We start from the raw sequence: 25,926 nt of genomic DNA, 5'->3' as shown, positions 1-25,926 counted from the left end.
TCACTTCGTACGGCCACCGGATGCGGTGGGATCGTGGGTCGGTACGGTGAGCGAGGCACCGTCCGCGGTCGCTACAGTAGCTTAGCCTGGCCTAATTTCAGCGCGCGCTCCGAGTCGGGCGTCCCGTGTGATGACCCTTGCCTAAGCAAGGGTAGGCTCTCCTATCATGCTTGAGCTCGATCTCGCCGCTCGCGAGCCTTCGTACCCCGCGTCCGCGGCCGCATTGGGGCTGTGGGCCGCGCAGTCGGTGGTCGGGACGTCTGCGGTGTTCACGATCGGTCAGCTCGTCGAATTCCGTTCCGCGCCCGACCTCGACAGGCTGACCGCCGCCGTCGCGGCGGCGGTCACGGAAGCGGATCTGCTCCGTGCCCGATTCGTCGAGCCCACCACCGCCACCGACTCCGGGACGGACTCGGGCCTGCGCTTCGTCCTCGGGGACCCGGTGCCGGTCACCCGCGTCGAGCTCCGAGGCGGCGGCGACGCCGACACGCCACTTGAATACGCGCGCAGCGTCGTCGCAGGGTCCATCGATCCGCGGACCGGCCCCTGTGCCCGCATCGAGATCGTGTGCGCCGGCGACCGGATCGCCCTGCTCATCGTGGCTCACCACCTGGTCCTCGACGCCTACGGACTCGGCCTCCTGACCCGCCGCATCGGCCACCTCTACGACGATCCGGCCGATCCGCGCCGACTCCGATCGGTCACCGACCTGCCCGATGGACTCGACGCAGCAGGAGTCGACGACCGCACCTTCTGGGCCGACCAACTGGCCGGGATCACGGCGCCCTTGACACTGTCGGACCGCCCGCGCGGTCATCGGGTCGCCTCGCGAATCCTCACCCGCCGCACCGTGATTCCCACGCTCGGAGCACTCACCCGGAATCCGTCGACCCTGACCGCCGTCATCGCCGCCTTCTGCGGGCGGCTCGCGGGCACCGACGACGTCGTGCTCGGCTTCCCGATGATGAACCGGCTCGGCTCCCCGGTGGCCAACTGCGCGTGTTCGGCGGTCAACGTGATTCCGTTGCGCGTCCACACGCCCGCACACCGCTCGATCGCCGAGATCGCTGCCGGGGTCACCGACCGCCTGCGTACCGTCTCCCCCCACGCCCGATACCGTGGCGAGGACATCGTTCGGGACCTGCGGCGACGAGGCGTCGACGGCGCGACCGGTCCCACGCTCAACATCAAGCCGTTCTCGGCGACCGTCACCGTCGGCGGGCATGTCGCCGACGTGCGGTCGCTGGCTCGGGGGCCGCTCGTCGACATGGCGATCACCGCCGCCGACCTCGACGGCGATCTCGAACTGGTCCTCGACGCCGACGCCGACCTGTACCCACCACGGCGCGTCGACGAGATCGCCGGCAGCATAGCCGAATTCGCCGAGGCGGCGGCCCGCACCATCGACTCCGTGCGCCCCGATTCTGGGCCCACCGTGGGCATCGGCGCGGTCTCGCTGGACGGCGCTGCCGACGAGCGCCGCGCGGCCCGAATCCGCGACGAGGACGCCAGGACCCGCACCCCGATCGGCGCGACATCTCTGCTCGATCGGATCGCCGCCCAACCCGCGGACGCGATCGCGCTCATCTGTGGCGCGGCGCGCATCGACCATCATGAACTGCGCACCCGTATCGCCTCGGTGTCCGACGAGCTCGGCGCACTCGATGCCGAGGACATCGTCGCCGTCGCGCTGCCCCGCGGGGTGGATCTCGTCGTCGCACTCCTCGCCGTCCATCGCAGCGGCGCGGCATTCCTGCCGCTCGACCCGGGTTTTCCGGCCGAACGGATCTCGGCGACCCTCGCCGATGCCGACCCGGTTGCCGTCGTCGAGGAGGGCCCCACCGGGGTGAGTGTCCGTCGGCTTCGGGAGCACACCGCCTCGTCGACCCGGCGTGCCGGCCGTGCCGGCGGTCGGGACGGCGATCCCGCCTACGTGATCTACACCTCGGGCTCGACCGGCACCCCCAAGGGTGTCGTCGTCGGGCACGGCGCACTGCGCAACTTCACCGACGCGATGATCGACGAGATCGGCTATCGGCCGGGGCGATCGGTGTTGTCGGTCACCACCATCGCCTTCGACATCGCCCTGTTGGAAACCCTTGTCCCCCTTGCCGCGGGCGCGACGGTGGTCCTCGCCGACGCCGACGACGTCCACGATCCCGGGCGGCTCGCGGGGCTGCTGCGCACCCACCGCATCGACCACATGCAGGCCACCCCGTCGTTGTGGTCGGCGCTGTTGGACTCAGAACACGCCGAGGCCCTACGCGGGGTCGACGTGCTCGTCGGCGGGGAGGCACTTCCCACCCGGGTTGCCGCCGGCCTGCTCGATGCGGCGGCATCGGTACGCAACATGTACGGACCCACCGAGACCACCATCTGGTCGACCACCGCACCGGTGGTCGATGAACACGCGATCGTGATCGGCTCGCCCATCGCCAACACCGGGGTCCGCATCCTCGACGCCACCCTGCGCCCGGTCCCCGACGACGCGATCGGCGAGCTGTACCTCAGTGGCGCCGGACTGGCCCGCGGATACCACCGACGAGCCGGGCTCACCGCCACACGTTTCCTCGCCGACCCGTTCGGGGCGCCCGGGACACGCATGTACCGCACCGGCGATCTGGCTCGCCGCAGGACATCGGAACACAGCCGGGCCACGGGGCAGATCGAATGCCTCGGCCGCACCGACCACCAGGTCAAGATCCGCGGTTTCCGCGTCGAGCTCGGTGACATCGAAACCGCACTGGCAGAACATGACTCGATCGAGCGTGCCGTCGTGGTCGAGCGTGACGGCCGGTTGGTGGCCTACGCGACCCCCGCCGGAGAATCCGGGATCGACGCGTCGGCGCTGCGATCACATCTGGCCCGGCGGCTGCCGGACTACATGATCCCGGCCACCGTGCAGGTGCTCGAGGCGATCCCGCTGACCCCCAACGGCAAGGTCGATCGCACTGCATTGCCCGCACCGGACTTTCAGGCTCTGGCCGGTCAGGGTCGGGCCCCGGTCACCGACACCGAACGCATCCTCGCCGAGATCGTCGGCGAGGTGCTCGGGGTTGCCGGCGTCGGCGCCGACGACGACTTCTTCGTTCTCGGCGGAGACAGCCTCACCGCCGTTCGCGTCGTCGCCCGCGCAGCCGTCGGAGGTGTGCGTCTCACCTCTCTCGACGTGTTCGACCATCCGACCGTCGCCCGGCTCGCGGCAGTCGCGTCGATCGTCTCCCGATCGGCGGGCACCGATCCGGGCGGCGATCCGGGGCGCGGTACACCACCACACGATCACCGCCCGCAACCCCGTGCGCACACCACCGCGGGGATCGACGCCGACGAGCTCGACGACCTGATCGGGGAGGACCTGCTGTGAGCGCTCCGAAGGCAACAGATGGCGCCGTCACCGAAAGCGTTGACACGCAGGCAAAGCCGGCGCTCGAGGACGTGTTGCCACTGACCGCGGTGCAGGAGGCGATCGTCTATCACTCCACGCGGTCGCGCGAGCACGACTCCCACGACCCGTATCTGATCATCGCCGATCTCGACCTCGCCGTCGTCGCGTCCGGTGCCGACTCCGGCGATGTCGACGACTCGGCGCTACGGTCGGCGCTGGAGACGGTGATCGCCCGGCACGCCATGCTGCGGACCTCTTACACGCGACGGCGTACCGGGGCGCCGGTCGCCCGCGTGCACACCGAGGTCGAGATCCGGATCGACACCGTCGATCCCGCCGAGTCGGGGGGGCCCGACGGCCTCCGCGAATCCCTGCGCCGGCAGGGGATCTCCCTGACCTCCACACCTCCCCTGCGCGCGGTCGTGGCCCGCGACGCGCGCGCCGGTACCGCACACCTGCTGCTGGTGGTCCACCACGTGGCCCTCGACGGATGGTCCCTGCACCGCGTCGTCGACGAGATCGTGCACGTGCTGCGCGGCGAACCACTCGACCCGGTCGTTCCCATCAGTGACTTCCATCGGTGGCGGACGACGCTGCCGAGCGGACTGGACTCGTGGCGTCGCGCGCTGACTGGCCTGCGGGCACCGACCCTCGTACCGGTCGATCCCGTTGCCGCACACCGTTCCCGGGTGATCGCACGCTCCCTCGGTGTCGAGGCGTCGCGGCGGCTACGTACCACCGCACGATCCGCGGGCGCCTCGGTCAACACCCTCATCCAGGTCGCGTGGGCGTTGGTGCTCGCCGACCTCGACGACTCCGACGATGTCGTCTTCGGCGCGGTGGTCTCGGGCCGTGATCCCGCACTGCCCGGTGTCGACGAGATGGTCGGCATGCTGATCAACACGATCCCGGTGCGGGTCCGGCTCGACCCCACCGAGACCGTCGTCGAGCTCATCACCCGACTCCAGCGCGAACAACTCGCCCTGCTCCCCCATCACCACACCGCTCTCGGTGACATCGGCGCGGCGACCGGGCTCGGGGAACTGTTCAACACGCTGCTCGTCTTCGAGAGCTTTCCCCGCGGCGCGGTCCGACCCCAGCTCGAGGACGAGAACACCTACGCCGCAACGGTTCTCGTCGAGGATGAACCCGACATCCGAATCCTGCTCGAGCACCGCGGCGCTGACCCGGCGCTGCTCGATCGCCTGCTCGGCATGCTGGAGACGATCGGCGCCGCACCGGACACACCACGCGGCGGACTGCCACGATCGGACCGCGGCGACCCCTCCATCATGTCCGGACCACCCGCCACCGCCGCGGAGCCACCTGCCCGGCGCATCGCACACCTCGCCGCCGGACAGGGTGACGCGGTTGCTCTCCTCGCCGGCGAGGTCAGCGTCTCACGCCGCGACCTCGACCGCGCCGCGGCATGCGCCGCCGCCGCGCTGCGGGCGCGGGGTATCGGCACCGAGTCGATCGTCGCGATCCACACGCACCGCACGCCGGGCATGGTCGCCGTGCTGCTCGCCGTGCTCCGGGTCGGCGCCGCCTACCTACCGATCGATCCCGCCTACCCGAGGGCGCGGGTGGAGTTCATGCTCACCGACGCGCGCCCGGACCTCGTCGTCGACGACGCCCTCGCCGCCGAACTGACCTGCACCGAGCTGACCCACGCCGAGCTGACCCGGACCGAACTGACCCGCGCTGAGCTCGCCGCCGACACCGCGTCCGACACCGAACCGGTATCGCCGCATCCGGATTCGGCCGCCTACCTGGTCTACACCTCCGGGTCCACCGGTACACCGAAGGCAGTCATCGGCACCGCAGGCGCCCTGGCTCGCCGGCTCTCCTGGGCCGCCACCGACTGGGAAGCCCCGGTGGTCCTGGCGAAGAGTTCGATCGCCTTCATCGACGGAACCACCGAGCTCCTCGGCGCGTTGTCGGCCGGGGCCACCGTCGTCCTCGCCTCCGACGCCGGACTCCGTGACGCCGGCCGACTCGCCGAACTCGCTGCCGCCCACGGTGTCCGGCAGATCACCGCCGTGCCGTCACTCGCGCACACCATCGTCGAGGACGGTCGTGCACCGGATCTCGATCGGTGGATCGTTTCCGGTGAACCGTTGCCCCCGGCCGTCGCGGCTGCGCTCACCCCACATGCCGGTGAGGTCATCAACTCCTACGGTTCCTCCGAGGTCGCCGGCGATGTCACGACGGGCGCGATCACAGGCGACCACGGTGGCGCGATCCACGTCGGAACACCGGTGCCGGGCACGCGCATCGTCGTACTCGATCACCTGCTGCGTCCGGTACCGGCAGGCACCGCGGGCGAGGTGTATGTGTCCGAAATACGGCCCGGCGCCGGACAACTCGGACGCGGCTATCGCGCGCATCCCGAGTGGACGGCCACCCATTTCGTCGCCGACGTCACCGGTGGTGCACGGATGTATCGGACCGGTGACCGGGGGCTGATCGACACCGCCGGGCGACTGCGCCTACTCGGACGCCGCGACGCACAGGTCAAGATCCGCGGTGTGCGAGTCGAACTCGGCGAGGTCGAAGCCGCTCTGACCGCCGTGCACGGCGTGGCGCAGGCCGCGGTGACCACCACCGGAACTCGCGACGGCCACCACCGAATCCACGCGTTCGTCTCCGGGACCGTGTCACCGCAGTCGGTCACCGCGTCGGTGGGTCAGGCCCTACCCGCGGCGATGGTGCCGTCGACGATCACCGTGCTCGACGAGTTGCCGCTCACCCCCGGCGGCAAGGTGGATCGCCGGGCACTCATCGCCCCCGAGGACCACGCTGCGAGCACCGGCGGACGGGAGCCCCGGACCGACAACGAACGACTTGTGGTCGCCGCGGCCGCGGACGTCCTCGGCATCGATGAACCGGTCGTCGATGCGAACTTCTTCGATCTCGGCGGCCACTCACTGTCGGCGACGAGGATGGTGACCCGGCTGCGCGTCGCCACCGGCCGGGCGCTGCAGGTCGCCGACGTCTTCGACAACCCGGTACTCGCCGATCTGGCGGGGTTGCTCCCACTTGCCGACGGCCGCGACGCCACGGATGCAGACGACACCACCGGCGGGTCCGGGCCCCGCGCCGCAGAGCGCCCCGATCCGCTGCCGTTGTCGCCGGCTCAACAACGGCTCTTGTTCCAGGCCGGAGTCGACGATTCCGCCTACACGGTGGCCTTCGCCGTCCGGCTCGACGCCCACGCCGGCACCGCGATCGATGCCGGCGCCCTGCGGGACTCCCTACACGGCATCGTCACCCGCCACGAGGTGTTGCGAACCCGCATCGTCGACGGCCATCCCGTCATCGATGCCCCGGATGCGGTGGCGACGACACTCGACGAGCACCGCCTCGACGAGCACGGCCCGGGGACCACCGAGCACGACACCACCGACCTCGACAGAACCATGGCCGCGCTCATCGCACGACCGTTCGATCTCGCCCGCGACCGGGTCCTGCGCGCCGACCTGATCGCCCTGTCGGCGACATCGTCGGTGTTGCTGATCACGGTGCATCACATCGCCGCGGACGAGTGGTCGGCGGGACGACTGTTCGACGAACTCGCTGCCGGGTATCGCGCCGTCGTCGAGCACCGAGATGATCGGGTTCCCGCCGCTCCGGCGGTCCAATTCGTCGATCACACGATCTGGCAGCTGGCGCGGCTCGGTGACGAGTCCGATCCGCATTCGCTTGCCGCCGAGCAACTCTCGTACTGGCGGGAGACACTCGACGGGATACCCGACGAGATCGCACTACCGGTCGATCGCGCCCGGCCGGTCGAACCGTCCCATCGCGGCGCCGAGGTTCATCGCACGCTCCCGCTCGGTGTCTGCCGTGCCCTCGACCGTCTCGCCGCGGCAACGGGTACGTCGCGCTTCATGGTGGTCCACGCCGCGGTCGCGCTGAGCCTCGCCGCCTCTGGTGCCGGTGACGACATCGTGGTCGGCACCCCGATCGCCGGCCGCGGTGACGCCGCCGCCGAAGACCTGATCGGGATGTTCGTCAACACGCTCGCCCTGCGCACCGACCTGCGCGGGAATCCCACTCTGGCACAGGTACTCACACGTGTCCGCAGTGCCGATCTCGACGCGTACGCGCACGCCGATCTGCCGTTCGAGCAGCTCGTCGCCGCGCTCGCACCGACCCGATCGCTGGCCCGGCACCCGCTGTTCCAGACCATGGTGCAGTACCGCGATCCCATCGTGGCCCCGGAGTTCGGCGGGCTCGTGGCCACGCCGCTGTTCCCGACCACCCGTACGGCGAAATTCGATCTCGCCTACGAATTCGTGGGTCTACCCGACACCGGCGACGGCAGTGGACTGCGACTGCGGCTCGAGTACGCGACCGATCTGTTCGACGACGACACCGCACATCGGCTCGCCGATCGCGCCGTCGCCGTGCTCGACGTGCTGGCCACCGACCCCGACCGGCGGCTGGCCGGGCTCGTCATGCCCGATGCGGTCCATGCGCTTGCGTCAGTAGGGGTTCCGGACGAAAACCGAGGCGCCACCGAGGCCACCCGCGGTCCGTCGACGCTGGTCGAGGTGTTCACCTCGACCGTGACACGACACCCCGACCGGGTCGCGATCAGCGACGTCACAACCTCTCTGACCTACCGCGAGATCGACTCGCGTAGTGCGCAACTCGCGTCGCAGCTGGTCGCCGACGGCGTCACGGTGGGCGACCTGGTGGCACTGGTGCTGCCCCGCGGTGCCGATCAGGTGATCGCGGTTCTCGCCGTGCTGCGCGCCGGAGCGGCCTACGTCCCCATCGATCCCGCCTATCCGGCCGAGCGGATCGAGACGATCCTCGACGACGCCCGACCGGTGCTCACCGTCGACGCCGATTACCTGAGCCGCGCCGGCTCGGACGGCCCGCCGGCCGAGTGGTCCGAGATCACGATCCGCGCCCGGCACACGGCATATGTGATCTTCACCTCCGGATCGACCGGGCGCCCCAAGGGTGTCCAGGTGACCCACGGCAACGTCTGCGCGCTGCTCGCGAACACCCGGGGCCTCTTCGACGTCGACGCCGACGACGTCTGGATGCTGTTCCACTCCTACGCATTCGACTTCTCCGTGTGGGAGATGTGGGGCGCGTTGTCGACCGGCGCCCGGCTGGTGATCGCCGATCGGGACACCACCCGGTCCCCCGCCGATCTCGCCGCACTGATCACCCGCGAGGGCGTCACCGTGCTCAATCAGACGCCGTCGGCGTTCGCCGCTCTCGATGCCACGGTCTCGTCGGCCCACGAGACCGGTGAATCGTTGTACGACAATACTTCCGGCCCCACCTCGTTGGCGTCGCTACGGTATCTCGTGTTCGGCGGCGAAGCCCTCGACCCCCGACGGCTCACCGGCTTCCTGCGCCGTCACCCGAGGGTCCGGGCGGTGAACATGTACGGCATCACCGAGATCACCGTGCACGCCACCCACCGCGAGATCGACGCCGCCGCAGCCGCTCACGCCACCGGCAGCGACGTCGGTGCGCTGCTCCCCGGATTCACCGGGCGATTACTCGACCGGCACCTGCGCCCGGTCCCCGTCGGCGTGGTCGGCGAGCTGTATCTGGCCGGCCCGCAGGTCGCCGCCGGTTACCTGCACCGGCCGGCATTGTGCGCCACCCGATTCGTCGCCGACCCGACGAGCCCGGGCGGGCTCGTCTATCGCACCGGTGACCTGTTCCGCCGCACCGCGACCGGTGAGCTGCACTACGTCGGCCGCAGCGATCTGCAGGTCAAGATCCGCGGCTACCGCATCGAACTCGGCGAGGTGACCGCAGCGATCGGCTCGCTGCGCGGAGTCGCCGATGCGGTCACCATCGCCCGTCCCGGCCCCGGTGGTGATCCCCGGCTGCTCGCCTACGTCGTTCCCGCAGGCCATGATCCGGCCGGTGCCGAGTTGACCGCCGACGCCGTCCGGGCTGCACTCGCCCAGCGGTTGCCCGAGCACCTGGTGCCCGCCGCGATCACCCTGCTCGACCGGATCCCGTTGACCACCAACGGTAAGACCGATACGTCGGCACTCCCCGATCCCGAACCCCCGGCCGAGTCGGGTGCGGGCCATGAGCCCATCACCGACGCCGAACGGATGATCCAGGAGATCTTCGCCGAGACGCTGCGGCTCGACCCCACGTCGATCGGCGTCGACGACGACTTCTTCGCCCTCGGTGGTGACTCCATCCTGTCCACCACGATCGTCAACCGGGCTCGACGCCGAGGCCTGCGGATCACGCCGCGCGAGGTGTTCGCGCACCGAACCGTCGCCGGTCTCGCCGGCGTTGCCGAACCGATCGTCGCGCCCGCTGACGGTGCGCCGAACGACGGTGCGCCGAACGACGGTGCGCCGAACTCGGCCCCCACGCCCGTCGCCCTGTTGCCGATCATGCACGGACTGCGCGAGCTCGGCGGCACCGTGGACCGCGTGAACCAGTCGCTCGTGATCGACACCCCACCGGATGCCGACACCGAATCCCTCACCGCCGCACTCCAAGCGCTTCTCGATCATCACGATGCGTTGCGCATGACCCTGTCTGTGACCGCCGGGGTGTGGGGCCTGACGGTGTCGCCACCCGGATCGGTCCCCGCGGCCGAGATTCTCGTCGAGATGCCGATCGATGCCCACGGAAGTGTCGCCGACACCGTCACCGTCGCCTCCGACGCCGCGGCCGCACGCCTGGCACCGACGCAGGGACGTATGGTCGCCGCCGCCCATCTGCGGCCGGCGACCGACGCGGATGCCGGTCGGCTCGTGCTGGTGATCCATCACCTCGCCGTCGACGGGGTGTCGCGGCGCATCCTCATCGACGACCTCGTGGCCTTCCACACAGACGGCAGACTGCCCGCGGGCTCCGATGCGACCATCGCCGACCACGCCGCGGCGGTGGCGGCTCGCGCGGGCGCACCGGAGCTGCTCGGCGAACTCGACCACTGGGTTCGGGTTCTCGCACCCGGCGGCGACCTGCTGCCCGGTGTACCCGCGGGCGTTGGGGTGGTCGGCGATCAGCGTCGTCATGTGGTCACCCTCGACGTGGCGACCTCGCGGGCGCTGGTGACCGACGCGCCTGCCGCATTCGATGTCGGGGTGACATCGATCTTCCTGGGCGCGTTGCGAATCGCCGCCTCGGCGGTCCTGCGCACCGCCGATCTGATCGTCGACACCGAGCGTCACGGCCGCGATACCGAGGCGGCCGGCCTGGGGGCCATGGATCTCTCACACACCGTCGGGTGGTTCACCACCATGGCACCCGTGCGTCTGTCCGGACCCGCCGACGACGACGCGGACCCGCTGGACGCGGTCCGTGACGCCGACCGGCAATGGCACGAAACGCCCTGCGCCGGAGCAGGATACGGGATGCTGCGTCACCTCAACCCGCAGACCTCGGCGGCGTTGGCGACGATGCCGAAGGCCTCGGTGTTGCTGAACTATCTGGGCCGATTCACCGTGGGCAGCGGTGGCGCGTGGCAGCCGTCGGCCGAGTCGTCGTCGTTGCGGGCGCTGCCCGACCCCGATCTCGGCTGCGATCATCTGCTCGAGATCGACGTGGTGTGCCGGGACGAGGCGCACGGGCCCGTTCTCTCGGCGACCTTCGGCTACCTGCAGCACTTTCTGAGCGACGACGCGGTGACGCGATTGGGCGTGGCATGGGCGGATGCGTTGTCCACCCTGGCCGCCCTGTCCGCACGTGACGAGTCCACATTCGACGATTCCGGAGTTCCCACGTGACCTCGACGACCCAACCGTCCGCATCCGCGTCAGCCCCCGGAACCGGTGCGGGCGAACCGGTGGTGCCCGTGCTCGCCGGACAGCGCGACATCTACTTCGGGCTGCAGGTGGCCGCCGACCCCGCGCTCTACAACACCGGGCTCTACATCGAGGCCACGGCGTCGTTGGATCTCGAACGTCTCCGCGCGGCGGTCCTGGCCACCATCGATCGGGCCGAGGCGATGCGCGCGGTGTTCACCGAGCTCGACGGCGAACTCGGTCAGCGCGTCCTGCCGATCGAGGACTTCGATGTGCCCATCGTCGACCTGCGCGGCCACGACGCCCATCAGTGGATGGCCGCGGACATGGCGCGGCCCATGGACATTCATGCGGGCCCGTTGACCGAGTGCAGTCTGCTCCGGGTGGGCGGGCGCGCTGCCGGCGCGCCGACACCGGTGTACATCTATCTGAAGGTCCATCACCTCGTCTGCGACGGGATGGGGCTGGTCGCCTTCTGCGAGGCCGTGCGCTCGGCGTACGAGGGCGCCACCCCGGCCGCGGGCTGGACATTGCGCGAGGTCATCGAGTCCGAGCAGGCCTATCGCACCGGCCCGGAATTCGCGGCGGATCGACGGCATTGGACCACGATGATGGCCGACCGGCCCGACCCGGTTCGGCTGCTCGAGGGTGAGGTGGCGCCGGGCGTCGGACGCGCACACGCACGTTTCGAGATCGATGTCGAACGTCTGTCGGTGCTCCGGGAATCGGCCACGCGCGCCGGGGTCCGGCCGACGATCATGCTGATCGCCGCGGTCGCCGCCTTCGCCCACACCCGCACCGGCAAGGACGACCTGGTGTTCGCACTACCGGTCAGTGGCCGGGTGGACCGCCGGATCCGGACGACCCCGTCGATGGTGACCAGTGTCCTGCCGCTGCGGGTGCAGGCATCCGATCGCGATCGTCTCACCGACCTCGCCCGACGCGTCGACCGTGCCCTGTTCTCGCTCCTGCCGCACAGCCGATTCCGCGGTGAGGATCTCGGTCGCGCGCTCGCCGCCGCTGCCGCCACATCGACCGACCCCGCCACATCGACAAACCCCGCCGAATCGACCGGCCCGTATCGCATGTTCGGTCTGGGCGTGAATGTCATGTCGCACACCACCACCCAGACCATGGGCGGTGAACCGATGGTCGTCCACGCCCTGGCGTCGGGACCGGTCTCCGACGTGGAGGTCCAGATACAGTTGCGCCGCAGGGGGCTTCCCGCCGAGGTGGTCATCCGCGCGGTCGACGGGGCAGCCGAGGACGCACGCACGCTCGCCGCCGCCTTCGACGAATTCCTCACCCGCCTCGCCGACCGCCCCGGAGACCGGCTCGTCCACCTCGACGGCGCCGACCCCGTCCGCCAGGACGAGGCGATGCCGTCGGCCGCGGTGACGCCCGCCCTGCTGCGGCTCCGGGCAGGTGGTGACGATCCGGAAGAGCTGCCGCCGAGCCGGATTCACGTGCCGCTGGCGCCGCAGACGACCGCCGAGACGATCGAGGGGATTCTCGGCCGTCTGTCGGCACGTCACGATGCGCTGCGCACCACCCTCTCCCGCCCGGTGCCGATCCTCTGGACACTGAGCACCGCGCCCACCGACACCGCAGCGATCCGGCTCGTCGACATCCCGGGCGCGGCCATGACGCAGCAGCCGGAGCCGCCGTATGCGATCCTCGGTGAGCACGGCGACACCCTCACGGTGGTGCTCGATTCGGCGGTCGTCGACCCGGCGTCACGGTCGATCCTGCGGGCCGACCTCCTCGATGCCCTCGCCGACGTCGCCGCCGGGCGAGAACCCGATGTCGACCCGGTCCCGATGTCCCTCGGTCGGGCCGTCGCCGAACTGACCGCGGCGGCGACCGACACCTCGGCCCTGCCCCGATGGATGGAGATCCTCGCACCGGGAGCGGCTCTCCCCGCTCCTCACGACGGCGCCACGGCGACCGAAGCCGTGATACCCGAACCCGTCTGCCGCCGCACGATTCCGGCTGCCACGGCACCCACCACCCGGCAACTGCTGTCGGCGGTCGCCGAGGCGGTGCGCGCGGTCTACGGCACACGCGTCGGCACTCATCTGCTCGTCGACGTCGTCACCGACCTCCGGCCGGCCGGCGCCGAACGCACCACCGGCCCGTTCCAGGGGCTCACCCCTATGCGCATCGACCTCGCCGACGGCAGCACGACACCCGTGCCCGGTCCGGCGCTCGACCTCCTACGCCACCTGTCTCCGCAGGTCGGCGCCGCGTTCACGGCCGCGGGGGCGACCGGCGAGATCGCCGAACCCACGGTGCTCGTCGGGGATTACGGTCTGCCGACCGATCACCCGGTCCGGGTCAGGGTCGTCGCAGAGGGGGTCGAATCAGAGGGGGTCGTCGCAGAGGGGGTCGAATCGGAGGGGGTCGAATCGGAGGGGGTCGAATCGGAGGGGGTGCGGACCCTGATCGTCGAGGTCGATCCGGGACTGGTCGCCGACGCCGAGGCCCTCGCCGACGCCCTCATCGACGCCGTCGCCCGGGCGGCTTCGCAGCATCTCGTGGTCCTCGACCCCGACGAGCTGGCTGCGTTGACCGCCGTGCACGGCGAGATCGCCGACGTGTGGCCGCTGACGCCGCTGCAGGAAGGTCTCTACTACCAGGCGCAGATGGATGCCGACGCCGACATCTACACCGCCCAGTTCTGGCTCGACTTCGGCCATCGCATCGACCCGGTGGCGCTCACCGACGCGACATATGCACTCCTGCATGGAAATCCGGAGTTGCGCGCCGCCTTCGTCGAGCATGACGGGCGGCCCGTACAGATCATCGCCGCCGACGTACGACCCGACGTCGCCGAGATCGATCTGTCCGACGCCACCAACCCCGACCTGAGCGAGCGCGTCGAACGAATCCTCGCCGAGGACCGCGCAACGAGCTTTCGACTCGACCGCGCTCCCCTGTGGCGGATGCGTCTGATCCACCTACCCGGGGGCCGCGATCGGCTGGTGGTGAACCGGCGATTCCTGTTGTGGGACGGCTGGTCCGGTGGACTGTTCGTCTCGCGGTTGCTCGCTCATCTCCATCACACCCCGGTGCCGGCGCGAGAGGCATCACTGCGGGACTATCTGGTGTGGCTGGCGGCCAACGGGTCCGACGATGCGTCGATCACGGCCTGGACCGACCACCTCTCCGGCTATGACGAACCCGCGCTGATCGCGCCCCGCGCGGCCGGCTCCACTCCTCGCGCGCCCCGACGCCTCGACGTCGAGCTCGGTGCCGATCTGTCGGCACGGCTGCGCGACGACGCACGCTCGGCCGGTGTCACCCTGAACACGATCATCACCGCCGCACTCAATCTCACGTTGTCGCGGCAGCTCGGACGCAGCGATGTCGCCTTCGGTTCGACGGTCGCCGGGCGTCCCACCGAGGTCGACGGGATCGACACCGTGATCGGTCTGTTCCTCAACACGGTGCCGGTGCGCACGCTACTGCGGCCCGACGAGACCGTCGGTCAACTGTTGCGGCGGATGCAGGCCGAGCGGGTCGAGATGATGGCGCACGACCACATCGGTCTGGCGCGGCTGCAGCAGGAGACCGGGCACCCGGTGCTCTTCGACGTCCTCTACGTGCTGCAGAACTTCCGTACCGACGACGAGGAACGCGAACAGGCGGCGCTGCACGACGTGATCGGTGAGGGCAGCCTCGATCACACCCACTATCCGGTCGCCGTGGTGGTCACCCCGTCGGCCGACATCCGTTTCCGGCTCGAGTACCGCGACGATCTGGTCTCCGAGCAGACCGCGACGGCGCTGCTCACCCGGTTCCGGCGGGCACTGGCGATCCTTGGCGATCACCTCACCGACCCGGTGGGCTCGGTCGACCTCGACCTCCCCGAAGACGCCGGCCTGGACGGCCCGGCCCACCCACTGCCCGATCTCACGGTCTCCAACCTGCTGGCCGAGCGGGCCGCGTCGATCCCCGACGCCGAAGCCCTCGTCTTCGGCGCGCTCCGGATGACCTACGCCGACCTCGACACCCACATCGATCGGGTGGCCCACGTGTTGTACGACCACGGCATCGGCGCGGAGAGCATTGTCGCGCTTGCGGTTCCGCGCAGTATCGACACGGTGGTGGCGCTCTTCGCGATCCTGCGGGCCGGCGCCGCGTACCTCCCGCTGGAACTCGATCATCCCGATGACCGGCTGCACGGCATCCTCGCCGACGCCGAACCGCGGATCATCCTGTCGCACAGTCGCGTCGTTGCGCGTTTCGCCGGCGTGGCGGTACCGACGCTGGTGATCGATGATCTCCCCGAGACCGCGGGCCCCACCTGGCCGGTCCCGCGGGTCGACCCGGACTGGCCGGCCTACGTGATCTACACATCGGGGTCGACCGGACGCCCCAAGGGTGTGGTGACCCCCTACCGTGGCCTGACCAACATGCAGTTGAACCACCGGGAGAAGGTGTTCGAGCCGGCGATCGCGGTGGCCCGCGCCGCCGGTGTGCAGGGGCGGCTGCGGATAGCGCACACCGTGTCCTTCGCCTTCGACATGTCGTGGGAGGAATTGCTCTGGCTCGTCGAGGGCCACGAGGTGCACGTCTGCGACGAGGATCTGCGTCGCGACTCCGCCGCGCTCGTCGCCTACTGTGCACGGCATCGCATCGACGTCATCAACGTGACCCCCACCTACGCGGCACAGTTGTTCGCCGACGGTCTCCTCGACGAGGACACGCACGTGCCACCGCTGGTGCTGCTCGGTGGCGAAGCCGTCGGCGATCCCGTGTGGACGGCTTTGCGCGAACACCCGAAGACCTTCGGCTACAACCTGTACGGGCCGACCGAGTACACGATCAACACACTCGGCATCGGCACCGACGAGTCCGACACGTCCGCGGTGGGCACACCGATCTGGAACACCCGTGCGCACCTGCTCGACGGGTGGCTGCGTCCCGTTCCGGCCGGGGTTGCCGGCGAGTTGTACATCAGCGGTGCCGGCCTGGCGCGCGGCTACCTCGGGCGGCCGGATCTGACGGCCGAGCGGTTCGTTGCCGACCCGTTCGGCACCGGCGGGCGCCTGTACCGCACCGGGGATCTGATGCGGATGCGCGCCGACGGCAACCTCGACTTCCTCGGTCGGACCGACGATCAGGTGAAGGTCCGCGGCCACCGCGTGGAGCTGGCCGAGATCGATGCCGCGCTCACCGCACTCGACGACGTCGCCGGATCGGCCGTCGTCGCCGCCGAGGACCCCAGCGCACCGGGCGTCAAACGCCTTGTGGCCTACCTGATTCCGGCGGATCCGGAGCTCGGTGTCGACGTCGCCGATGTGCGCAGGCGCCTCGCCGCGACGTTGCCGGACTACATGGTGCCGACGCTGTTCGCGTCGGTGGCCGGATTCCCGATGACGGTCAACGGCAAACTCGACGTGAAGGCGCTGCCGCAGCCGGCGCCGGCCACCACCCGGCGGGCCCCGCGCACCGACCTCGAGCGTCGGCTGTGTGCGGTGTTCGCCGAGGTCCTCGGGCTTCACGGCGGAGGCGCCATCGATACCGGCGAAGCCGCCGCCGATACCGCCGATCCGGTGGTGGGTGTGGACGACGATTTCTTCGAACTCGGCGGACATTCGATGGCCGCGATGAAACTGGTGTCGGCGTTGCGTGGCGAGCTCGGCGCCGAGATCACCATCCGCGATCTGTTCGAGGCTCGGACTCCCGCCGAGATCGCCGCCCGGGTGCACTTCACCGGATCGCGTACCGACATCGTCGTCGGGCCCCGCCCGGATCGGATCCCATTGTCCCCGGCGCAGGAACGGCTGTGGGTGCTCTATCGCCTCGATCCCGACGACACCTCCTACCATTACGGTCACGTGATCCGCCTGCACCAGGCGATCGACCCCGACGCCCTGCGGGCCGCGGTGGCCGACCTGCTGATCCGCCACGAGAGCCTGCGTACCGTCATCGTCGACGGAGGCGACGGAACCGACACCACCGGCAGCGCCGCCGATCTCGTCGCGAACCAATCGATCCTGCCGGTCGAGCAGATCTCCGAGATGATCGGCGCACGGACGCTGGTCGAGGTGCACACGCTCGACGACGTCGACGACCCGGAGGCGGTGCTCGGTGAACGGGCCCGCGAGACGCTGACCCGCCCGTTCGACCTGCGTACCGCTCCCCCGATCCGGTTCCGTCTGGATCTGCTGGAGAAACCTTCTGCCACCGGCACTCTCGCCGGTGTGCTCACGATCGCCGCACATCACATCGCGACCGACGAATGGTCGGACCGGCCGATGCTCACCGATCTGACCGCCGCATATCTCGCGCGGGCGGCGGGTACCGCACCCGACTTCGCTCCGCTGCCGGTCCAGTACGCCGATTACGCGCTCTGGCAACGGGATCGGCTCATCGAGCGTGGTGATGAGCAACTCGACTTCTGGGCCTCGACGCTCGCCGATCTGCCCGACGAATTGCCGCTGCCGCGTGATCACGCGCGGCGACCGGGTGTGGCGGGACCCGCGGCCACCGAGACCGCGATCGTGGACGCGGCGACCCGGGCCCGCCTGGCCGCACTCGCCTCGGCGCGGGGCGCCAGCATGTTCATGGTGGTGCAGGCCGCGGTTGCGGTTCTGTTGCATCGGGTGGGTGCCGGCGACGACATCCCGCTCGGCAGCCCCATTTCCGGACGCAACGACCCGGCACTCGACGATCTCGTCGGGTTCTTCGTCGACACGCAGGTGCTGCGCACCGACGTGAGTGGCCGACCTCGTTTCGGTGAACTCGTCGAGCGGGTGCGCACGGCCGATCTCGCGGCCTTCGACCACCAGGACGTGCCGTTCCAACGCATCGTCGAACGGCTGACACCGCGCCGCGAGTCGGGCCGTAATCCGCTGTTTCAGGTCAGTGTCTCGTATCTGCCGCTCGACGCGGTTCCGCAGAGCTTCCTCGGCGTCAGGGCCACATTCATGCCGTTGGTCGCCGAGTCCGCGAAGTTCGACCTCGGCTTCACCGTCGTCGACCTCACGCACTCCGGTGAGTTGAGCGTCGCGCTCGAGTACGCGACCGCACAGTTCGATCCTTCGACGGCACGTACCCTGCTGCGCGGCCTGATGCGCGTACTCGCCACGGTCGGTGACGATCCCGACGTCCCGGTGAGTGACATCGTCCTGCTCGACGACGCCGAGATCGCGCGTCTACGCACCGAGGAACGGGGTCCGCGCGGCACGGCCGACGATTCCACGACCGTGGTCGATCTGCTCGACGAATACGCCGGGACCCACGGCGATGTCCTCGCCGTCCGTGACGTGAGCGGCATTGCGCTCACCTATGCCGACACCCGCACCACCGCACTGCGGATCGCGGATCGGCTCGATGAACACCTCGCCGGCACCGCCGATCCGGTGGTCGCCGTCCTCATGTCCCGTGGTGCGGCGCAGCTCGTCGCCCTCCAGGGCGTGTTGCGTAGTGGCGCAGCCTATCTGCCGATCGACGCGGACGTTCCCACCGAACGTGTCTCCACCATCCTCGGCGCCGCCCGGCCCGTCGCGGTACTCGCCGACACCGTCACCGCGTCCATCGCCCGGGCGGCGGCGCCCGGGATCCCGACGATCCTCCTCGGGGCCGGCGGATCGCCGATCGACCCGGGCACCCCGGGTGCCGCCGGTGTCCTGCGTCGCACGGCACGACCCGACGATGCGGCCTACGTCATCTACACCTCCGGCTCGACCGGCACACCCAAGGGTGTCGTCGTCAGCCACCGCAACGTGGTCAATGTGTTGCGCTGGCGGCGCGACACCATTCCCGGTGGCCTCGGCGCCGGGGATGTGGTCCTCGCCAAGACACCTGTCGGCTTCGACGGCGCGGTGTGGGAGTTGTTGTTGCCCTTCGTCACCGGTGCCACGGTCGTCGCTGCCGCGGACGGCGACCACCGGGATCCACGGCACTTGGCCCGACTCATCGGCGAGTACGCCGTCACCACCACGGTTTTCGTGCCCTCGCTGCTCGAGTTGTTCGTGGACCACCTCGCCGGACTACCGAGCCTGCGCCACATCATCGCCGGCGGTGAGGCCCTGCCGGCCGCGCTGGCCCGACGGGTGGGCGCTGCGGCACCCGGGGTGTCGCTGATCAATGCCTACGGCCCGACCGAGACCACCGTCGTCGTGACCGACCGGCTCGCCGACCCGACCGTCACGGGCCCGACGGTGCCGATCGGCCGGCCCGTTGCCGGCACCGAGTTGCTCGTCCTCGACGAGTCGCTGCGGCGCGTTCCCGACGGCGTGACCGGGGAACTGTATGTCCGCGGGATCCCGGTGACCCGCGGCTATCTCGGCCGGCCCGACCTGACCGCGGCGGCCTACGTCGCCGATCCCACCGGCGACGTGCCCGGTGCCCGGCTTTATCGCACCGGCGACCTCGTCGTCCGCCGCTCCGGCGAACTCGAGTACCTCGGGCGTGCCGACACCCAGGTCAAGGTCCGTGGCAACCGGGTCGAACTCGGCGAGATCGAAGCATGTCTGCGCGCCGTCGACGGGGTGGCCGCCGCGGCCGTTCGCGTCGACGGTGACCGCATCATCGGATGGATCGTGCCCACCGACCCGTCGGTCATCGACACATCCTCCTCCGGATCCCTGGCCGATCACACCGCACTGGTGTCGGCGGTCGAGCGTTCCGTGCGGCGACGTCTGCCGTCCTACATGGTCCCGACCCCGATCGTGGTGTGTGAGTCGTTCCCGTACAACCACACCGGCAAACTGGATCGGTCGGCGCTACCCGTGCCGGACACCGCCGACAACAGCGGTGTCGACGAGCACAGCGCCACCGCACCACGTTCGACGATCGAAACCGATCTCACGGAGATCTTCGGTGCTGTGCTCGGTCACCCGGTCGCCGACGTGCATGCGGATTTCTTTGCCCTCGGCGGACATTCACTGCTCGCGATCAGGGCCATCAACCTGATCCGCGACACCCTGGGCCACGATCTCGAGTTGCGGACACTCTTCGATCACCCGACGGTCGCCGGGCTTGCCGCACACCTCCTCGCCCTGCCCGCCGACGCAGACTCCGACACCGCCGCGCGCGCACCGGAACTGCGGCGCCGCGCGGGTGGACGCGCGGTGTTGTCCTACGGGCAGGAGCGGATGCTCACGCTGCACGGCGTCGCCGGACCCACGAGCACCTACAACGTGCCGATGCTGTGGCGGCCCGGCGGACCGACGGGCCTGGCCGAGACCATCGATCCCACGGTGCTGCGCGCGGCGGTCGCCGATGTGGTGGCGCGCCACGAGGTCCTGCGAACCCGCTACCCCGACCAGCGTCCCGAGGTCCTCGACGATCCGGAGATCGTCGTCGAGACGGTGACCGACCCGACCGATCTCGCCCGGGTGGCCGGGCATGCGTTCGACCTGGCGACCGAGATCCCCATTCGGGTGGCGACCACCGATGACGTGGCGCTGGTGACGATCCACCACATCGCGACCGATGAATGGTCGGCTCCGCCGCTGCGCGCAGACCTGACCACGGCCTATCGTGCGCGAGCGGACGGACGCGCACCCCAGTGGCCGCGGCTGCCCCTTCAGTACTCGGATTTCGCTGCGTGGCAACGAGATCTGATCGAGGGTGGGCGTGGCGAGAGACAACTCGCCTTCTGGCGAAAGACGCTGCACGGGCTACCCGACGAGCTCGCGCTGCCCTACGACCACACCCGACCGCCACGCCCGTCCGGACGCGGCGACGGGGTGTTCCTCGCACTACGTGCCGAACTCGTCGGCGACCTGCGCCGCCTCGCTGCGGCCACCGGGACGTCGATGTTCATGCTGATGCGCACGGCGGTCGCGGTGTTGCTGTCGCGGCTCGGCGGCGGAGACGACATCGCACTCGGTACCCCGGTGACGGTGCGGTCGGACACTCGCCTGGAGAGCCTGGTCGGATTCTTCCTCAACACCGTCGTCCTGCGCACCGACCTGTCGGGCGACCCGTCGGCCACCGAACTGCTCGCACGGGTACGCGAGGCCGACCTCGCGGCTCTGGCCAACCGTGACGTCCCGTTCGAACGGGTCGTGGAAGCCGTTGCCCCACAACGGTCGGCGGCGATGAACCCGTTGTTCCAGACGATGGTGGTCTACGTCGACGGCGTGCTGCCCGGCGGTGATCCGGAGCGCAATCCCCCCGCCTCGCTGCCCGCACCGACGACCGCGAAGTTCGATCTGTCGTTCGACTTCACCGAGGACTCGACCTCGGGTGACGCGACCACCGCAGGATCGAGCGGGGCACGTGTGGGCGGGGTCATCGAATACAGCACCGACCTGTTCGACCGGCCGACCGTCGAGGCCATGGCAAAGCGGCTCGTGACGATTCTTGAGTTCATGGCGGCGCGGCCCGATACGCCGTTGCGTCAGTTGGACATCCGGACCACCCGGGAGCGCCGGGAGCTGTACCGGCCCGGCCCCGAACCGACCACGTTCGACGTGCTGCTCGACGCCGCGGTCGAGCGGGACCCGTCGGCGCCGGCGCTGCGCGGGCCGGACGGGCGACGCACCTTCGGCGAGTTGCACGACCGGGTCCGGCTGATCGCCGCCCGATTGATCGGCGCCGGGATCGGCGCCGAGGACGTCGTCGTCGTCCGGCTCCCGCGCGGGATCACCGCGATGGAGACGATCTTCGGTGTCCTCTATGCCGGTGCGGCGTACCTGCCGATCGAGCCCGACACCCCCGCTGACCGGGTGGCGGCGATGATCGAGGCCGCCCGGCCGCAACGCATCATCGACCGCCTCGACGACGATCTCCTCGCACCCCGCGGGGACGAGGCGTCGTGGGTGCCGGAGATACGCAGCACCCCGATCCATCCCGAGCATCCCGCCTATCTCATCTTCACGTCCGGATCGACCGGGACACCCAAGGGCGTGGTGATCACCCACCGGGGGTTGAGCAACCTGTTCGCCAGCCACCGCCGGATGCTGCACCGGCCTGCGGTGGCGCGCACCGGCCGCGAGCGGCTGCGAGTCGGGCATGCGTGGTCGCTGGCCTTCGACGCCTCCTGGCAGCCGCAGTTGTGGTTGCTCGACGGCCACGAGGTGAGCATCGTCGACGACGAGGTCCAGCGCGACGCGCAGGCTCTCGCGGCCACCCTCCTCGAGCAGCGGTGGGACTTCCTCGAACTCACCCCGTCACATCTTCGGCAGCTCGGCGGCGTCGAGAGGTCGATGGCCGCAATCGGTTTCGGTGGTGAAGCGATCTCCGGCGAACAGTGGGAGGCGCTGCGCGCGTTACCGGACTCCGACGCCTACAACCTCTACGGCCCCACCGAGGCCACCGTCGACGCGCTCGTCGCGCGGGTGTCCGACACGCCCCGACCGGTGATCGGCCATCCGGTCGACGGGGTGCGCGCCTACGTCCTCGACGACCATCTGCTGCCGGTCGCCGACGGCGTCGACGGCGAGTTGTACCTCGCCGGTGCCGGTTTGGCCCGCGGCTACCTCGCGCGTGGTGAACTGACCGCCGAGCGGTTCGTCGCCGACCCGATCGCCGGCGACGGCACCCGGATGTATCGCACCGGCGACGTGGTGCGCTGGACGACCGCAGGCGCAAATGGACCGGGCGCGGCGGCGATCGAGTATCGCGGTCGTGGCGACGATCAGGTGAAGATCCGCGGGCACCGCGTCGAACTCGGCGACGTCGAGGCGGCGATGCTCGCCGATGCCGACGTCTCGGCCGCGATCGCGGTGGCCCGGGGCGGTCATCTGATCGGGTACGTGGTACCGGCCCAGGATCGGACACCGGAGGCCTCCGCCATCCGCGCGCGGCTACGGTCCTCACTACCCGACTACATGGTGCCCGCGGTTGTGGTCATCTGCGCGACATTCCCCACCCTGAGCAATGGGAAGATCGACCGTCGATCACTACCGGAGCCGTCGTTCGATCGGGTCATCCGCACGCCGGAAACACCCGAGCAGCAACGCATCTGCGAGGCCTTCGCCGAGGTGCTCGATCTCGCCGCGGACGAGATCGGGATCGACGACGACTTCGCCGAACTCGGCGGTGACAGCATCGTGGCGATGCAGCTCGTCGCGCGATTGCGTGCAGCGAACTTCGTGGTCGGCCCCCGCGATGTGATGACCCATCGCACCCCGGCCGAACTCGCCGCACGCCTGCGCGTCCCCGTGGCGGGGCAGGCCACCGAAGCCGCGGCTCTGCCGCGTCTCGAGTCGGGCCCGGTCCCGGCCACCCCGATCGTGCGCTGGCTGCAGTCGCTCGCCGGATCCGATGCCCGGCTCGTCACCGGATTCCATCAGTCGGCATTGCTCACCGTGCCCGCCGGACTCGATGTGGAGGCCCTCTCCGGCGCTCTGGCGGCACTCACGACGCGGCACGCGATGCTGCGGGCACGACTCGTCGCCGACGAAAACCCCTGGCGTTTCGACATTCCCGCAGATTCGGCACCCGTCCCGGTGCGCCGGGAGACCGACCGCGATGTCACGGCGGTGGCGCAGCGGGCACGCGAGCACCTCGACCCGGCGGCCGGCGTGATGATGTCGGTGGTGTGGCTGGACTTCGGAGACGAACCCGGACGTCTGCTCCTGCAGATCCACCATCTCGTCGTCGACGGCGTCTCGTGGCGTGTGGTCGTCCCCGAACTGATCGCCGCCTACACCCAGATCGTCGCCGGTCAGCCGGTCTCCCTCGGCCCGGTTCCGGCCGGATTCGCCGGTTGGGCAACTGAATTGGTGGCAGCCGATCGCCGCGGCGAACTCCCCCTGTGGCAGCGGCTCACCGCCTCGGCGACCGCGCCTGTGTTCTCGCGGCCACCGGCCCCGGACATCGATCGCGAGGTCCACGCCCACCGGCATCGGGTCACCGTCGACACGCCGGTCGCGCGAGCCGTCCTGGGTCCGTTGCCGGCACGGCTGCGGGTCGGTATCGACGACGTGTTGCTCGGTGCATTGGGTGCCGCACTACCCGCGCCGACACTCGTCGACCTCGAGGGGCACGGTCGCGAGGAGCAGGCCGTACCCGGTGCCGACCTCACCGGCAGTGTCGGATGGTTCACCGCCGTGCATCCGGTTGTCGTCGGTGGCGGATCGGATGCCGCCGCACAGGCCCGCGCGCTGGCCGCCACCCGTGCCGAGATCCCCGACGGCGGACTCGGCTACGGCCTCCTGCGCCATGTGGCCGGTATCGATCTGCCCTCGGCCGCCATCGAATTCAACTATCTGGGCCGATACCGGTCCTTCGAGTTCGACGGATGGGCCATGGCCCCGGAATCGGCGGAGATCGGCCCCGGCGAGCTCATGCCCGCCGGCTACGGCCTGATCATCAACGTGGTCACCCTCGACGGGCCCGACGGTCCGCAACTGAGTGCCACATGGGTGTCGCAGCCCGGTGTGGTCGACGACGATACGGTGGCCGCACTGGCCGATCGATGGGTCGCCGCGCTCACGACACTCACCGAGAACGACACGACCCCGACACCTGGAGAGAACTGATGGCCGCAGCCGTCCGAGCAGTGCTCATCGACATCACCCCGCTACGGGTAAGCGTGCCCTTCCGACGGATCTTCGTGGCCCGGTTGATCTCCCTCGTGGGGATCGGCATGCTGCTGGTGTCGGTGCCGGTGCAGGTGTACAACCTGACCGGATCGTCGATGCAGGTCGGCACCGCCACCGCGGTCACCGGCCTCGCGACGTTCCTCGGCATGCCCCTCGGCGGTGTCCTCGCCGACCGGTTCGATCGCCGGTCACTGATCCTCGTCGGGCGCAGCGCGGCCGCGCTCGCCTTCATGGGGTTGGCCGCCAATGCCTTCGGCGTGTTCGGTCAGGCTGCGGCGCTACCGGTGCTCTATGTGTTGGCCGTGACCGACGGGCTCATCGGGGCGCTGTCCATTGCCGCGCTGATGGCGGCCATACCGACGCTGATCGACAGGAGACACCTCCCCTCGGTCGGTGCGCTCGGGGCGTTCAGTGTTCGTCTGGGCTCGGCGGTCTCCCCCGGGATCGCCGGATTCATCATCGGCGCGGCCGGCGTGCAGTGGGCCTACGTCACCGCCGCGGTGGTGGCCACGGTGGCGGTGCTCATCCTTCTCGGATTGCCGAGTCTCCCACCGGATGCGGCGATTCTCGGCGACCGATCGGAGCGCGCCGACGAGGAGCCCGGCGACCGCACCCCGGACGACACGACGACCGTCGAAACCACCGCCGCCACGACACCGTCCCTGTGGCGGTTCCTGCGCACCCGGCGGGTGATCACCGCGGTGATGGCGGTGGGCACGCTGGCGATGTTCGCGCCGGGCATCGTCGCCCTGTTGCCGGCGCTCGTGGCGCAGCGATTCGACGGAAACGCCTCGATCACCGGCCTGCTGTTCGCCGCGGTGGCCACCGGCGCGATGCTGGGCGCGATCACCAGCGGTTGGCTCGGCGGACTCCGACGGCCGGGCGTGGTGTTGCTGGCCGCGCTCACGCTGACCTTCGTCATCATGATCGCTTTCGGACTCGCGCCCTACGCGTGGCTGATGCTCGGCCTGCTCGTCGTCGTCGGGTACTTCGAATCCGTCCAGGAGGTGCTGCGCTACACCTTGATCCAGCAACACACCCCAGGTCCACTGCTCGGTCGCGTGAACGGGATCTGGATGGCGCAGGAGGTGGGCGGGGTGACGGTCGGCTCGCTGGTCGCCGGAGCGTACGGAGCCATCTGGGTGGCCTCCGACGCGGTGATCTACTTCGGGCTGACGCTGCTGGTCCTGTCGCTGATCTGCGCGGTGGTCCTGCGCTCGCTGGTGCGCGTGCGCGGCGAACGCCCGACCGCGATCCCCGTGTCCTGACC

Annotated in this window: 4 protein-coding genes; all 4 read left to right on the top strand. The window is 70.0% G+C overall.

The genetic code is table 11. The annotated features are described in order from the left end of the window. Positions 1-166: 166 nt before the first annotated feature. Genes AC5ZH6_RS12500 through AC5ZH6_RS12485 form a run of 4 tightly spaced genes read left to right on the top strand, consistent with a single transcriptional unit; the run spans position 167 to position 25,924 of the window. The gene (locus tag AC5ZH6_RS12500; protein WP_496169081.1) at positions 167-3,364 is read left to right on the top strand and encodes an amino acid adenylation domain-containing protein; all 3,198 of its coding nucleotides are present in this window, start codon (positions 167-169) and stop codon (positions 3,362-3,364) included. Next, on the top strand, positions 3,361-11,124 hold the full coding sequence (locus tag AC5ZH6_RS12495; protein WP_496169079.1) for an amino acid adenylation domain-containing protein: 7,764 nt from the start codon (positions 3,361-3,363) through the stop codon (positions 11,122-11,124). Before AC5ZH6_RS12500 ends, AC5ZH6_RS12495 begins: the two co-directional genes overlap by 4 nt. Next, positions 11,121-24,593, top strand: a complete 13,473-nt coding sequence (locus tag AC5ZH6_RS12490; RefSeq protein ID WP_496169077.1) for an amino acid adenylation domain-containing protein — start codon at positions 11,121-11,123, stop codon at positions 24,591-24,593. The genes AC5ZH6_RS12495 and AC5ZH6_RS12490 overlap by 4 nt, the downstream gene beginning before the upstream one ends. After that, positions 24,593-25,924, top strand: coding sequence for an MFS transporter (locus tag AC5ZH6_RS12485; protein ID WP_265077949.1), 1,332 nt, complete (start codon positions 24,593-24,595; stop codon positions 25,922-25,924). Before AC5ZH6_RS12490 ends, AC5ZH6_RS12485 begins: the two co-directional genes overlap by 1 nt. Positions 25,925-25,926 lie beyond the last annotated feature (2 nt).

It is taken from the genome of Gordonia sp. YC-XJ4 (assembly GCF_059511865.1).
This window is presented reverse-complemented; position numbering and strand designations above follow the sequence as displayed.

What these genes read in the sequence shown, in the direction of transcription:
- AC5ZH6_RS12500 (WP_496169081.1), top strand. Translation starts at nt 167, where the DNA reads ATGCTTGAGCTCGATCTCGCCGCTCGCGAGCCTTCGTACCCCGCGTCC.
- AC5ZH6_RS12485 (WP_265077949.1), top strand. Translation starts at nt 24,593, where the DNA reads ATGGCCGCAGCCGTCCGAGCAGTGCTCATCGACATCACCCCGCTACGG.